Annotated in this window: 15 protein-coding genes; 10 read left to right on the top strand and 5 right to left on the bottom strand. The window is 60.1% G+C overall.

Annotated features, from left to right (window positions below):
• The first annotated feature begins 107 nt into the window (after nt 1-107).
• The 4 genes from ACA062_RS14365 to ACA062_RS14350 all read left to right on the top strand — a co-directional run bounded on the left by ACA062_RS14365 (nt 108) and on the right by ACA062_RS14350 (nt 1,975).
• Nucleotides 108-629, top strand: a complete 522-nt coding sequence (locus tag ACA062_RS14365) for a GNAT family N-acetyltransferase (protein WP_497456971.1) — start codon at nt 108-110, stop codon at nt 627-629.
• A gap of 108 nt (nt 630-737) precedes the next feature.
• Nucleotides 738-980 (top strand): hypothetical protein, encoded by a 243-nt coding sequence (locus ACA062_RS14360; RefSeq protein ID WP_497456970.1) that lies wholly within the window; start codon nt 738-740, stop codon nt 978-980.
• A gap of 222 nt (nt 981-1,202) precedes the next feature.
• Nucleotides 1,203-1,532 carry a hypothetical protein gene (locus ACA062_RS14355; protein ID WP_128869602.1) on the top strand — a complete coding sequence of 110 codons (330 nt, stop codon included), beginning with the start codon at nt 1,203-1,205 and terminating at the stop codon, nt 1,530-1,532.
• Nucleotides 1,533-1,663: 131 nt separating this feature from the next.
• Entirely contained in the window at nt 1,664-1,975 is a 312-nt protein-coding gene (locus ACA062_RS14350) for a hypothetical protein (protein ID WP_497456969.1), read from the top strand.
• Here the strand turns inward: ACA062_RS14350 and cynR are convergent.
• Nucleotides 1,961-2,866 (bottom strand): transcriptional regulator CynR, encoded by a 906-nt coding sequence (gene cynR / locus ACA062_RS14345; RefSeq protein ID WP_497456968.1) that lies wholly within the window; start codon nt 2,864-2,866, stop codon nt 1,961-1,963. The genes ACA062_RS14350 and cynR overlap by 15 nt on opposite strands.
• Before the next feature lie 122 nt (nt 2,867-2,988).
• Here cynR and cynS point away from each other — a divergent pair, with 122 nt between their 5' ends.
• A complete protein-coding gene (cynS, locus tag ACA062_RS14340) occupies nt 2,989-3,456 on the top strand; it encodes a cyanase (protein ID WP_497456967.1) in 468 nt (155 codons plus the stop codon).
• Nucleotides 3,457-3,512: 56 nt separating this feature from the next.
• The gene (locus ACA062_RS14335; RefSeq protein ID WP_497456966.1) at nt 3,513-4,172 is read left to right on the top strand and encodes a carbonic anhydrase; all 660 of its coding nucleotides are present in this window, start codon (nt 3,513-3,515) and stop codon (nt 4,170-4,172) included.
• 74 nt (nt 4,173-4,246) lie between these two features.
• On the opposite strand, the gene ACA062_RS14330 is transcribed toward ACA062_RS14335, so the two are convergent.
• Nucleotides 4,247-4,597 carry a BON domain-containing protein gene (locus ACA062_RS14330; RefSeq protein ID WP_497456965.1) on the bottom strand — a complete coding sequence of 117 codons (351 nt, stop codon included), beginning with the start codon at nt 4,595-4,597 and terminating at the stop codon, nt 4,247-4,249.
• A 182-nt stretch (nt 4,598-4,779) separates the two neighbouring features.
• A complete protein-coding gene (locus ACA062_RS14325) occupies nt 4,780-6,282 on the bottom strand; it encodes an aldehyde dehydrogenase family protein (protein ID WP_497456964.1) in 1,503 nt (500 codons plus the stop codon).
• Between the two features lie 446 nt (nt 6,283-6,728).
• On the opposite strand from ACA062_RS14325, the gene ACA062_RS14320 reads away from it, so the two are divergent.
• Genes ACA062_RS14320 through ACA062_RS14310 form a run of 3 tightly spaced genes read left to right on the top strand, consistent with a single transcriptional unit; the run spans nt 6,729 to nt 8,259 of the window.
• Nucleotides 6,729-6,932 (top strand): HvfA family oxazolone/thioamide-modified RiPP metallophore, encoded by a 204-nt coding sequence (locus ACA062_RS14320; RefSeq protein ID WP_497456963.1) that lies wholly within the window; start codon nt 6,729-6,731, stop codon nt 6,930-6,932.
• Nucleotides 6,933-6,989: 57 nt separating this feature from the next.
• The gene (locus ACA062_RS14315; protein ID WP_497456962.1) at nt 6,990-7,505 is read left to right on the top strand and encodes an HvfX family Cu-binding RiPP maturation protein; all 516 of its coding nucleotides are present in this window, start codon (nt 6,990-6,992) and stop codon (nt 7,503-7,505) included.
• 55 nt (nt 7,506-7,560) lie between these two features.
• A complete protein-coding gene (locus ACA062_RS14310) occupies nt 7,561-8,259 on the top strand; it encodes a dienelactone hydrolase family protein (RefSeq protein WP_497456961.1) in 699 nt (232 codons plus the stop codon).
• A gap of 175 nt (nt 8,260-8,434) precedes the next feature.
• Here the strand turns inward: ACA062_RS14310 and ACA062_RS14305 are convergent, their stop codons facing one another.
• Nucleotides 8,435-9,400, bottom strand: a complete 966-nt coding sequence (locus tag ACA062_RS14305) for a nitrilase-related carbon-nitrogen hydrolase (protein WP_497456960.1) — start codon at nt 9,398-9,400, stop codon at nt 8,435-8,437.
• 234 nt (nt 9,401-9,634) lie between these two features.
• Nucleotides 9,635-10,567, bottom strand: coding sequence for a GlxA family transcriptional regulator (locus ACA062_RS14300; RefSeq protein ID WP_497456959.1), 933 nt, complete (start codon nt 10,565-10,567; stop codon nt 9,635-9,637).
• Between the two features lie 126 nt (nt 10,568-10,693).
• Here ACA062_RS14300 and ACA062_RS14295 point away from each other — a divergent pair, with 126 nt between their 5' ends.
• Nucleotides 10,694-14,167, top strand: coding sequence for a hypothetical protein (locus tag ACA062_RS14295; protein WP_497456958.1), 3,474 nt, complete (start codon nt 10,694-10,696; stop codon nt 14,165-14,167).
• Nucleotides 14,168-14,172: the final 5 nt, after the last annotated feature.

Here is a 14,172-nt window from a genome sequence, read left to right as displayed (position 1 = left end):
GTCCTGTGGCGAGGGAGCTTGCTCCCGCTGGACGGCGAAGCCGTCCCAAAAGCTCGATCTATGCTTGCCCAGTATCAGGCTTGCACCAGCATCAGGAGCCACGCCCCATGCTTTCAATAGAACTGCACGCCGCCCAGCGCGACGAACTGGAAACGATTGAAAACCTGATGCAGTTCTACCTGCATGATTTCAGCGAGTGGCTGCCGCTGAAACTCGGTGGGCATGGCTTCTTCGACATCCAGCCCCTACTGGATTACTGGCGCAACCCCGCGACCCGGCCATTCCTGATCAAGGTCGACGACGAGTTGGCCGGTTTCGTGACCGTGGATGACGTCGTCCATCTACCCGGCGCCCACTACAACATCGGCTACCTTTTTGTCAGCCGACGATTTCGTGGCCAAGGCGTCGCGAAATTTGTCGTTTCCACCCTCTTGAACCAATTCCCCGGTCAATGGCAGATTTTCCATATCGAGGCAAACCAGGCGGCACGGTTGTTCTGGGCCAGGGTGATGCCCGATCTCGCGGGCGGTGAGTTCACGGTGCATCAGCTGCCGGTGGGTGGTTACCCTTGTACCTTTTACCGCTTTGAAAGATCGCAGCCTTCGACAGCGCCTGCACCGGTCCCGTAGGCGCTGCCAAAGGCTGCGATCCTGGCGATTTCAACTACGCCACCCTCCTCCAAGCGCCCGCCGCACTGATTTTTCTAATTCCAAAACCACTTTGTCCGACAATATGTAGTGAGTAAAAATATTCACTACAAAACCGTTGACGCCTCCGATTTGCCCTTGCATGATGCAGATGTCTCCCCGATCGGGAGTACAGGCAACATGTTTGAGCAAGCTCGTCTGACCGCCGAGCTGTTTTTCCCGGATACACGCTGCCCACAAGGCAGATTGAAGAAGCTGACCTGGCCTGAACGTCCAGTACAAGGGCGAGAAGCGCTGGCGATCAATCCTCATGAAGCTTGTGGCCGACCCTGAAAACGTCGGCAATGGCCTGAAGGTTTTCGCTGCTTCTCTTCGTTGTGACGCTTTTGCGTAGCAGTTATTCAACACGACTACATGCAACAGACGCGGACCCCGTCATTTTTGTCGGTCGACCGCTGACGTCCTGGTTTCGGTGCCAGGGATCAACTAACCGATGGGCTACCTGTATTAGCGAATCAACTTTGAAAGATCACCAAATGGTCAAGGGGCTTTATTATGAATCTGAACAATCAACCCACTATCGATGAACTGGCTCGTATGTTCGCGGCGCAAAAAGACAGCCATGACAGCCATATCCTGTGGATCAGCAAGTCGGGCCAGGTGCATATCGACTGCCTGTCGCCGCATGCCCATGAAGCCGAGTTCGACCGCAACAACCAGAACCTGCTCGCCCGACTGAAGATGTACCGTCGTGGCCAGGGTTATGTCGGCAAGAAAGCCGCGGCCGACAAGGACTTCATCGGTAATGTCCTGCAAACGCTGAAACAGGCGTGGGCCTCGATGCAGAACCACAACGAAGTTCGGGTGATTGACCGGTTCTACTGATTCCCTGGGGGACACCCCATCAATGAAAAAGGCCCCGCTCGTCAAATCGAGCGGGGCCTTTTTGTTTGTCTCGTTCGCAGCAAAACAAAGCTATCGTTAATCCTATGGCTGTTGGTCCCTGGAGACTTGCGATGAAAAGTACCCTGACATTCCTGGTGTTGCTGGTGTTGCTGGTCATGACCAATGCTGCCCAGGCCAACAGCATCCCTGGCATTCCCTCATTCGATGTGGACTGCCCCGGGACAATTGTCGTCCACGCCGATCAGGACGGCCCCGTATTGATCAACGAGAAGGAGGCCACCACCAAAGTCATCGACGATCGTCGCTTCGAAGCCAAGGGTTCGGGCATCACAATTTATATCGTCCTCGCCGATGACGACTCCGTGACCGTGTCCTCGACCGGCAAGGCACCCAACGGCGTGTGCCAGTCAGTGGATGATTGACCTCGCCGACTCATCCGCAACCGCAGCCAACACCAGCTCCATAAAGGCCACCGACGCCGCACTGTGATAATTGTTTTTGCGCCGAAGCAGCGCAGCACCTCGCCCGGGCGCCTCCCCCAGCAACGCAATTTTGCGCAACGCACGGTCCTGGGTAGCAATGGGTTCCGGCAGGACGGTGGCAATGGCCGTGTGCCGGATCACTTCGAGCAAGGTGCTCACCGAGTTGACCTCGATCACCACCTTCGGTGTGATCTGCTCCAGGGCGAAGTACTCATCTATACGATTACGGGTGACGAAGTCCGTGGTCAGCAACGCAAACTCCAATCGCGCCAACGCCCCGGCAGACAACGCCTCCCGGCTTTCGTACAGGGGATGATCGCGTCCCACCATCACTCCCAGGGTTTCGGTAAATGCCGGGATCGCCTCGATGTCGGCATGCCTGACCTGGGTAAACGCGATAGCGATATCCAGTGAGTCATCCACCAGCCCGGCCTCGATATCGTCCATCGACAACTCGAAAATCTGCAGATGGATGTTCGGATACCGCGCCACGTAGTCGCGCACCAACGGTCCCACCAGGTACGCCATGAAGGTCGGCGTCATCGCCAGTCGCAAGGTGCCACGGGATAAATCCTTGACGTCGTGCAGCGCACGTTTGCCCGCCTCCAGCTCCACCAATACCCGACGTGCGCACTCGATGTAGGCCTGGCCCGCATCGGTTGGCTTGACCGTGCGCGAGGTCCGGTCGAACAGGCTCACGCCCAGGGTTTCTTCCAGTTGCCGGATCTGTTGCGACAGGGTCGGCTGGGAGACGTGCAGCGCCTCGGCGGCGCGGGTGAAGCCGCCGTGGTCGGCGACTGCCAGCAAATAGCGCAGATGTCGCAGCAGCATGGGGATTCCTATCTATAGGCAGCACTTATGCATTGCATTGTATATCGGTCTTGGACGCTATGGATCAATCAGCCGAATATTGCTCCACACCCAAGCAACACAACACCGACAGGAGAACCCCCATGCAACAGTCCCACGCTTACAACGACCCGAGTCTGGCCCTGACAACCTCGATCCTTGATGCAAAGGCGCGCAAAAACCTGTCGTGGCAGGCTCTGGCTGACGGTACCGGCCTCAGCCTGGCCTACGTCACCGCCGCCCTGCTCGGCCAGCACCCGCTGCCGGAAAGCGCCGCCAACGTGATCGGCGACAAACTCGATCTGGACGCCGACGCGGTGGCCCGCCTGCAGATCATTCCCCTGCGCGGCAGCCTCTCGGGAATCCCGACCGATCCGACCATCTACCGCTTCCACGAAATGATCCAGATCTACGGCACCACCTTGAAAGCCCTGGTCCATGAACAATTCGGCGACGGCATCATCAGCGCGATCAACTTCAAGCTCGACATGAAGAAGGTCGAAGACCCGGAAGGTGGCTCACGCGCTGTGATTACGCTCGACGGCAAGTTCCTGCCGCTGCGTCCTTTCTAAGTGCATACCGGCCCGCACCGATGTGCGGGCTGACCCCGAACCACACAGGAGTCAGTATGAAAGCGCTCATCGAAGGTTTTTTAAAGTTCCAGAACGAGGTCTTTCCGCAACGGACCGACCTGTTCAAACACCTGGCCACCACCCAGCATCCGGGCACCTTGTTCATCACCTGTTCCGACAGCCGTGTCGTACCGGAACTGCTGACCCAACAAGAGCCCGGTGAACTGTTCGTGATCCGCAACGCCGGCAACATCGTGCCCTCCTACAGCCCGCACCCGGGCGGTGTGTCGGCCACGGTCGAATATGCGGTTGCGGTGCTCGGCGTGACTGACATTGTGATCTGCGGCCACTCCGATTGCGGCGCCATGACCGCCGTTGCCCAGTGCACCTGCATGGATCACCTGCCGGCCGTCAGCGGTTGGTTGCAACACGCCGAGTCGGCAAAAGTCATCAATGAATCCCGCTCTCACGCCAGTGGCGCGGCGAAAGTGAGTTCAATGGTGCGGGAAAATGTGATTGCCCAACTGGCCAATATCCAGACGCATCCCAGCGTACGGCTGGCCCAGGAAAAAGGCCTGCTGAACCTGCATGGCTGGGTCTACGACATCGAAACCGGTTCGATCGATGCCCTGGATGGCAGCAGCCGCACGTTCGTGTCGCTGGCCGAGCACCCGACCCTCTGTGCGGTTTATGGCAAAGCGGCTGAAGTGGCTTGAACCCGTGCGGTCCGCGAAACGAACACTGCAGCGCCCCGGCTCAGGGGAGCGCTGCACTCAGGCAACCGCGGCGATCATTTGTCGTCCATCTTCCTTGACGTGGGTGGCCGATACTCGGTGCTCTCTTCGGCGTCGGGCGCACCTGGAACACTTCCCGGTGTGAACACGTGCGTCGTTAAGCCGCTGGCATCGATGTCGACGACACCATTGACCGAGCGGGCCAGCGCAACAGCCTGCTCACACTCTCTATGGGTGTCGACGAGGCCGCTCAACAGCACCTTGCCCGCCAGGGTCTTGACATGGATATGCAGGCCCAGGCCTGGTTTGGCCATTGCCAGCGCCGATTTCACCCGGGTGGTAATCCACGCGTCGTGCGCGACCATTTCCAGGTTATGAGAGTAATGCTCAAAGGAATGACGTTTCATGGTGCAACCCTCCCTTACGCAATCAGAAGCCTGTCCGTCCCGTTGGCTGTGTTGCCTCTGACTCTCAGACGAGCGTTACGGACACTTGATCGATTTCGGAGTGCTCGTCACGCAAACACAGACCCAACATTCATTATAGTTCGGCCGGTGCTTGTGGTCGGAATGCCGTCCGCGGGTGTGCCTTAACGCTTGACTGACAGATCGGTCTGCGTCATGCGACTGCGAATGGTGAATACCCCATCACCGGAGAGAATGGCGCTGCGCGCGAACAGACGACCGCTCTCCCAGTTCGAAAGGCCCAGTTCCGGCTTATTCAGCGCGTACTGCCCGTCGACCCAGCGGGTAATGCCGTTGCCGACAAAAGGCGCGTTGACCGCGTTGTAGAAGCGTTCCTGAGCCTGGGCATCGTCACTGATCAACGACACGGTGAACTGCGGGCTGTAGCGGTTGAACAAGGCGATAGACTGGTCCAGGTCCTCGACTATCTTCAGGCTGACTTCCGGGGTTTCTTCCCATTCCCACTCGCGGCCCAACTGATCTTCGGACAGCGGTTCGGCCAAGGGTTCGGATTGATAACCTTCGGCGCGATACACCTCGACACTCGCGGTCAGCCACTCGCTTGGCAAATACGCCTCGCTACCCTCGACGATGTGCAGCTTGCAGCCCTGGCCCCGGGCGACGCCGGCCTGTTGCACCGCCTCGAGAAACAGCGGTACCAGCTCAACGGCACGGTCGCGGTGGATCAGGCACACGTTCAGGGTGTTGCAGACTTTGCGGTCCAGGGAATGGCGCACCACAGCGGCAAAGCGTGCGGCATCGGCGTCCTGGTTCGCGATCAACCAGGCGCCGCCGGTGCCATGAAGGCTGACGGCTGTGCCGGCCTGTTGCGCGATACTGCCCAACTGGCTGACAGCCCGGCCCGATCCACGGGCCACGGCCAGCGACAGGCGTCGATCGGCGAACATCGCCCAACCGGCGGCGTGATTGACGCTGTCCACCAGCGACACTGCGCCAGTCGGCAACCCGGCGTCGGCCAGCGCCGGATTCAGCGCGTGGGCGACGATCGCTTGCGCAGTGCCCAACGCATCGCTGCCAATGCGCAGTACCGCGGTGTTGCCCGTGCGCAGCACGCCCGCCGCGTCGGCGAAGACGTTTGGACGGCCCTCGAAGACAAAGGCGACGATGCCCAGGGGCGACACCACTTGCTCGACTTTCCAGCCGTCATGCTCGATGCAACTGATCACTTTGCCCCGGGTGGCCGACGCATCGCGCCAGGCCCTGAGGCCGGCGATCATGTCGCGGCGCATGCGCTCATCGGCCAGCAGGCGCGTGGTGGAACGTCCGCGCGCCTTGGCCCGTTCGATGTCCGCCAGGTTCGCGGCTTCGATCAAGGCCCAGCAATCCGGGGATTCCAGACGTTGGGCGAACAGATCGAAGAACGCGCTGATCGCCTGATCCGATACCGCGGACATCGCCTTGAATGCCGCTTGCGCCCGTTCGATCGCGACAGTCGCCGCTTGCTGGTCCGCCACCGGAATCAGTAACAATTCACCGCTGAGCTGCTCCACCAGCAAGTGGTCACCGGGCTGGAAGCGCGCTGCCAGTTCGGGGCTGACCACCGTGACACGGTTACCGGCGAAAGGGATCGGGGTGCCAGCAACCAGACGTTCGAGCGCAAGAGACATGAAGCGATTCACCATGCAATGGGCGGGCGGAAAATGTATAGCAAAAGTCGCGGAGCGTCACCAGCGATGCCCTGGGCGACCTGCCCCCCCATGGACCGAATAAACCCAATCCCACATACACCACTGTCCCCGGGTAGGAGCTGCCGCAGGCTGCGATTTTTTGATCTTGATCTTCAACAATTTCAAACAAGATCATAACAAGATCAAAAGATCGCAGCCTTCGGCAGCTCCTACGCCGACCGGGTTCGTCAATTTGATGGGGTACTTCCAGCTCCGGCGATACACGACCACGTATCAAAGTGTGTACAACCCCCCTCCCGACACACCCCGCCGCTATAACCCGCCCCCAAAGACACACCGCAGATACACCTGCTTGATGAAATGTGCCTGTCGATCGGCCAAGCCGGCCAAGGCGCTCAACTCACTCAATGCTACGGAGTATCACCATGTTCAAGCTCTCGACTTCTTCCCTGACCCTCGGCCTGATGATCGCCGGTGGTCTGGCCCTGTCCAACGTGGCATCGGCCTCCGAATCGGAAACATTCAGTATGAAGCAACTGGCCCATGGTTATAGCCAGGCTCAGGCCGACACTGCGGAAAAACCGGCAGAAGGCAAATGTGGCGAAGGCAAGTGCGGCGCCGGCGAGTAGCCCCCGGCGTGGGGCATGCCGTTGCCCAACATCCCTGACTGAACGGAGATCTCGTCCATGACCACCTCACTATCTTCGGCCGTCAAAGGCCTGCACCTGAACCTCGACCGTACCGGTACCTGGATCGCGCCCCTGACCCTGCGGGTGTTCCTCGCCTGGGAGTTCTTCGAATCCGGCCTGGAAAAATTCAATGGGCAGAACTGGTTCGCCGATATCCAGGAGCGCTTTCCGTTTCCGTTCAACCACGTGTCGGCCACGTTGAACTGGGAACTGTCGATGTGGGCCGAACTGATTTGCGCACTCGCCCTGTTGATCGGCCTGGGGACGCGGGTTTCGGCCTTCATTCTGGTCGTGGTAACCCTCGTTGCGACCGCCGCCGTTCACTGGCCGGCCGATTGGTCTACATTGAGTGAGCTTGCCCAGGGTTACGCCATCAGCAACAAGGGGCACGGCAACTTCAAGCTGCCGCTGATCTACCTGGTGGCCTTTATGCCGCTGCTACTCTCTGGCGCCGGCAAGCTCAGCGTCGACGCGCTGCTGGCTCGATTCTTCTGGCGTCACAACCCTCGTTGAAATGTTACCGTGACAAGCTTCACTTCCCACTTCACTTGTGTAGACAGGAGCCATCATGAGCGTGACCACCCAATGGATCGAGATCGACAGCGCCGACGGTAAATTCGGCGCTTACCTGGCCATCCCGCATACCCGCAAGGGCCCGGGAATCGTGCTGATCCAGGAGATCTTCGGCGTGAATGAACACATTCGCTCGGTTGCCGAGCAATACGCTGCCGACGGCTACCTGGTCATCGCACCGGACTTGTTCTGGCGCAGCGGCCAGCGCATCGAACTGACCTACGACGAAGCCGGCTGGAAACGCGCCGTCGAGTTGATGAACGCCACCGACGTCGGCAAGGCCCAGAAAGACATCGAACTGGCCATTGACGCGTTGAAAGCCCAGCCGGGCCTGGACGGCGGGATCGCCTCCATCGGCTACTGCTTTGGCGGCCTGCTGTCCTACCACACCGCCGCGAATGGGCTGGTTGACGTGGCCGTTGCCTATTATGGCGGCGGGATCCAGAACCAACTGGAACGCGCCGATGACATCGACGTGCCGCTGCTGATGCATTTCGGTGAAGAGGACAGCCACATTCCGTTGGACGCCGTGGAGAAAATCGCCGAACGTTTCGAGAACAACGATAACGTGGAAATCGTCGTGTACCCGGAGGCCGAACATGGCTTCAACTGCTCGCATCGTGACAGCTACAACCAGCGTGCGGCGGCTGAGGCCCATGGCAATACGTTGATCTTTTTGGGTCAGGAGCTGTAAGACCGACACAATATGCGTGCACGGCAGCGATTCCTGTAGGAGCTGGCTTGCCGGCGAAGGCGGACTCACATCCGGCATCGATGTTGACTGACATTCCGCCTTCGCTGGCAAGCCAGCTCCTACAGGGGGCCGGGTACGTCCGCGGAATCAGGCCTCCTTCAACAGCCAGCGCTGATCACACCGCTTCCAGTTGAGTGGCGGCCAGCTGCGGATGTGCACTGCGCTCATGCACATGCGCAGTCGGCGTACGGTCAATCAGCAGGCTCAACAGTTCCGGGCGGCTGTAGTGCCCGCGCGAATCCATCATGCGTTTGCGTTTGTCGATCAGCCCCATATCGAGGTCGGCAATCACCTCGCCCTCACCTTCGGTCAACGACCCCAGCACCACCCCGTCCGGGCTGACAATCGCGCTGAAGCAACCACCGGAAATCGGACCGAGGGGACAACCTGTGTCGGCCATGATCTGCGCCTGCTGCTCAGGGTTCAGCCAGGCCGTGGAATTGACCACGAAACACGCCGATTCCAGCGCATGCTGACGGATGCTGACTTCCATTTGCGAGGTGAACAGCGGACCTGCAAACGACCCTGGATACATCGCCGCATGGATCTGTTCGCCATCGGCCATCAAGGCGTAACGGGCCAGCGGATTGTAATGTTCCCAGCACGCCAGTTGGCCGATACGCCCCACCGCGCTGTCGGTGGCGCGCAAACCCGAGCCGTCGCCCATGCCCCAGATCATGCGTTCGTGATAAGTCGGAGAAATCTTGCGCCGATGCTGGATCAGTGTGCCGTCGGCATCGAACAGCAACTGCGCGTTGTACAAGGTGCCGCCATCACGTTCGTTGACCCCGATGGACACCACCATGCCGGCCTGTCTGGCGGCGGCGCCGATGGCTTCGGTGGTGGCCGAAGGAACTGTGACGGCCTGATCCAGCAGTTTGAGGTGCTCGGCGCCCATCTGGAACGGCGACTGCACGAACGAGAAATACGGGTAGTAAGGCACGATGGTTTCCGGGAACACGACGAACTGCACGCCTTTGTCACCGAGTTCGAGAATCTTCTGCAGCACTTTGTCGACGGTGCCTTCACGGCTGTAAAGAACGGGACTGATTTGTACGGCGGCGGCTTTAACAAGGGTCATGGCAGTAATCTCATTAGAAAGTGGGCTCCAACGAGATTAAATTACGCTAATAATATTAAGACTAAAATGTCATACACACCACCTTTCAGGACACCGCCCCCTGTAGGAGCTGGCTTGCCAGCGAAGGCGTCATCGCGGCCACCATCGCCTTCGCTGGCAAGCCAGCTCCTACAGCGAAGGCGATTCCGAATACGCCATCACCGGCAAGCCGTGCCTCAGCAAATGGAGGCATGATCATCCGCGATTGGCCCGCTGAATCACCTGCGGCGGTTGCCCGAAAGCCCGGATAAACGCCCGACGCATCCGCTCCCGATCGCCAAACCCGGTATCCGTCGCCACCACATCAATAGGATGCCGACCGGTCTCCATCATCAACCGCGCCGCTTCCACCCGCAGGTTTTCAATGGCCTTGGCCGGTGATTGCCCGGTTTCGGCATGGAACACGCGGCTGAACTGCCGAGGACTGAGATTGGCCGCGCCGGCCAGTTCCTCGACCGACAGCGCGGACTTCAGGTTCTGCTTGGCGTAGGTCAACGCAGCCTGGATGCGATCGGTCTTGGGCTCCAGTTCCAGCATCACCGAAAACTGCGACTGCCCGCCCGCCCGTCGGTGGTACACCACGAGTTGCCGCGCCACCCGCCGGGCGATTTCCGCGCCCAGATCCTTTTCCACCAGAGCCAGCGCCAGATCGACACAGGCGCTCATCCCCGCGGCCGTCCAGATATTGCCGTCGTTGATAAAGATCCGGTCGTCCTCGACCTTCACCTTGGGGTACGCCTTCTGCAGCGCCGGGGCATGACACCAGTGCGTAGTCGCGCGCCGGCCATCGAGCAAGCCCGCCTCGGCCAGCGCGATCGCACCGGTGCAGATCGCCCCCAGGCGCCGGGTGGTCCGGCTGGCACTGCGCAAGAATTCCACCAGGCCGGGAGCAACCGGACGGATCAGGTTATCGCCCATCACCAGCAGCGTATCGAACGAGCGCTGGTCGAACGCCGTGGTCTCCACGCCAAACCCGGCGGAGGTCTGCACCGTGCCGCCGTGCTCGGACAGCAGGGAAATGCGGTAGGCCGGTTCGTCGGTGGCGGTGTTGGCCAACTCGAAGGTGGCGCACATGGCCAGACCGAGCACCTGGAATCCGGGGTAGACGATGAGTCCGATGTGCAGCATGGCGGCTGTCTCCTTTGACCTTAAAGGTGGCACACCAGCTTTCCAGCCACCCGCTTCTCACAGTACGCCCTAATCGGGTCTATACATAACTGTAATCAGTTGGCCGAAAAACACGAGGCACAGGCCGTGGACAACAATGGTTCTGGCACTAATCTGGCTTTCTGGCTGCCAGGCAGTGCGGTCATCCTGAGTCTGGTGGTGTCGATGTTCGCCCTCAACCGCGAACCCTTCCTTGAACCGCGTCCCGTCGGCGCACAGTTCCAGGCGCAACTGCCCATCGAAGCACGGCTTTGGCAGGACCCGTTCGATGCGGTCGAGCGTTATCGCAAGAAACTCTCGGACAGCAGGAACCCGGATGCCGAAAATGTCTGCAGCCCCGACATTTCGCCCCTGTCCGGAGCAACATCTGCCCCCGACATCCTGGTGGCGCTGGTCGAAGGTGGCCCTTATGCCGATGAAGTCGAACGGCGGCGGCGCATTCGTTATGCGCTGCTGGCGGGGTTCAAGAACTCCCATCGAGTGCCGGACCAGGAGCAGTACATCCATTGCTTGCGACTGACCGCCAACCTGTCGCTGGATGCCCCGCAAAAAACCGGCTTCGTCGACGTGCCCTATGAAATATTCGTCTCCAACCCCTTCGATCCCCCCACGCCACTTGAAGGGGCCGCGCCAACGCCTGACCGCACGATCGTGTTCTGGTTGAAACAGGACGCGCTCGGTTCAACGCCGTTGCAGCAGCTTGAAAAAATGCGCGAGACCCTGACAAACAAAACCAGAACAGCCTGTACGCCTGCCCCATGTTCCGAACCACCCGCCAATGCCGTCCTGAAGGTCATCGGCCCTTCTACCTCGACTGTCCTGCGCGACATGTTCCAGGACCAGGACATCGGCAAGGCCACCTCCACCGTGGAAATCTACTCGCCGCTGGCCACCGCCGATAACGAAACCCTGGATCGCGGTTACCGGAAACTGTCGCCAGCGCTGGAAAACCGGGTCCCCATGAAGTTGCTGCGCACCGTCAGCGACGACGGCACCATGACCCAACTGATGCTGGAGGAACTGAAACTGCGCCGTGTCGATCCGGCCAGCGGCGTGCGGTGCAGCCAGATTGGCGCGCCCTGCACCCGTGACCTTCGCCGCAGTGGCAATCGCATTGCCTTGATTGCCGAATGGGACAGTTTCTACAGCCGCGCGCTGATCGAAAGCTTCAAGGCGCAGGTCGCCAACGATGCACACCTGGGCAATGATGAAAAGCACTATAGGGACGTGGTCGATCAGTGGATTTTGCGCTTCAGCTATTTACGCGGCCTGGACGGGCGCCTGCCGGAGGAGTCCGCGAGCAACGATAAAAGCGCCGGTTCTGATTCCGGTAAAAATAAAGAGGTCACTCCAATTGATTTCAGCCCGTTGGAGAAATCCGACGGCAACTCCCAGCTCGATTACCTGCGGCGCCTCGCCGACCACATTGCCCGCGAGGACGAAGCCTATCGACGCAACGGCGAAAGCGGCATCGGCGCGATCGGAGTGCTGGGCGTCGACGCCTACGACAAGCTGTTGGTGTTGCAGGCGCTCAAGAGCCGGATGCCGTACAAACTGTTTTTTTCCACCGACCTCGATGCCCGCATGCTGCAACGGGGCCAGGCGCAAACCACGCGTAATCTGATACTCGCCGCACCCTATGGCTTGACGCTGACCCGCGCCCTGCAACAGGACGTGCCGCCGTTTCGCGACAGCTTGCAAAGTGCGGTGTTCATCTCGGTGCTGGCCGCGCTGGCGCCGCAATCCTTCGATGCCAAGCGCGCGAAGTTCGACTATTCAAAATCGGAACTGCTCTCGCCGGGCATCTATGAAGTGGGCATCAGCGGCTTCATTCCCCTGGCGAGCCGGCTGACCGCGTCGCGCCCCTCGAGTTGTGAAGCACCGACCCAATCCCAATCCGATCGAGGTGTGCGCCCGCACGACCTGATGGCGTTGCGCTGTCTTCAAGACCCCTCGCCACCGCCCTACCCTGAGCCCTCCAAATCGCTACGCCAACGCTTCAAGCAGTCCCAGTCATTCTTCTGGGCCGGGCCGCTGACGCTCACCCTGCTGGTACTCGGCGGGTTTATCGTCTGGTCGCGGATCGAGGGCCCGTATGATAACCACGACACACGGCTGGCCTGGGTCCGCGGTGTGCCGATCACGTTGTTCATGGTGGCGGCGATCTGCGCCTTTATCGCCACACGGTTCTGGCACGCGGAGTTCCTCTGGTTCACCTTCGTGCTGATCCTGTTGGGGATCGTCTCGTCGAACCTGGCCCGGCGCTCGGCCAGGCAACTGGCGTTGGTCCAGGCGTCGACTACTAGCGCAAGCACAGGCTCATACAACGCCCGGGCCTGGTACATCGTGGTCCCGCTTGTCATGTTTATCCTTGCCCTGATGCTGGCGTACCAGATGCGCAGCACCTTGACCGACAACGGGCTCGGTGAACCGATGTTCCTGTTTGAAGGCATCAGTGCCTGGCCCACCGTGGCGCTGCGACTGCTGGCGGTGCTGATCTCCCTCTCGGCGCTGGCATGGGGCTGGCGCAAGCTGCGCACCAACCGGGCCGAGATCGAAGCCATGTACCATTTGCGCCTGCACATGCGCAAATATGAGATGACCTTGTGGGGCCAGGTTCGACGCTTGATTCGCCGAGGCAAACACTGGAAGTGTCGGCGCTGGAGTAACGAGCTGGGACATTTCCTGATGCTGATTTTCTTCCCACTGCTGAGCGCGAGCGAGGAATGGTCAAAGTCCTGCGCACCGAATCAGGCCGCGTGCACGGACGGACGCAAAATGATCGTCATTGCTCGCTTCTGGGGTGAGCACTGCGTCTGCGGTTCGTTCGGCGCACGAATGCTGCGCACCCTTCTCGCCACCTGGCTATACGTCGTGGCCACCAGCGTGCTGTTCGTCATCTGGCCCATGGAAGGGATGCCTGTTCGTGGTCAGTCGCCGTGGTGGATGCTGAGTTGGCTGATCCCGACCCTGGTGTTCCAGGTATTGGTGTTCTGGGTGGTGGACGCCAATCTGCTGCTGACGCGATTCATCCGCCATCTCAGCGAACATCATGCGATCTGGCCCGGCACCTTGCAGATGCAGCACAAGAAAACCTTTGGCATGCTCAAGCACCCGTGCATCGACGAGTGGCTGGATGTGCAACTGATCGCCAAGCGCACCTCGGCCGTCAGCCGCCTCATCTACGCGCCGACGGTGGTGATGTTGATCCTGTTGGCCTCGCGCAGCAGCCTGTTCGATAACTGGCCGACACCGCCCGGCCTGATCATTTCCTACCTGCTGACGGCGCTGATTCTGCTGGTCTCCGCGCTGTCGCTGCGCCGAGCAGCGGAAAAATCCCGTACGCAGGCATTGCAACGACTCGACACCTACCTGCTGGAAACACCCGAAACGACGCCTTGCTACGCCAAGTTCAAGATAATCCGCGAGCGGGTGGCGACGCTCGCTACCGGCTCGTTCTCACGTTATGCCGAAGATCCGCTGATCAGGGCGCTGCTGCTGTCGCTGACCGGGATCGGTGGCTCGGCCATTGTCGATGCGTTGAACTACGCGAAGTTTTAACAGGA

The sequence above is a fragment of the Pseudomonas sp. LBUM1679 genome, from assembly GCF_059695565.1.
The sequence above is the reverse complement of the archived record's forward strand: the minus strand, read 5'-3'. Positions and strand labels throughout refer to the sequence as shown.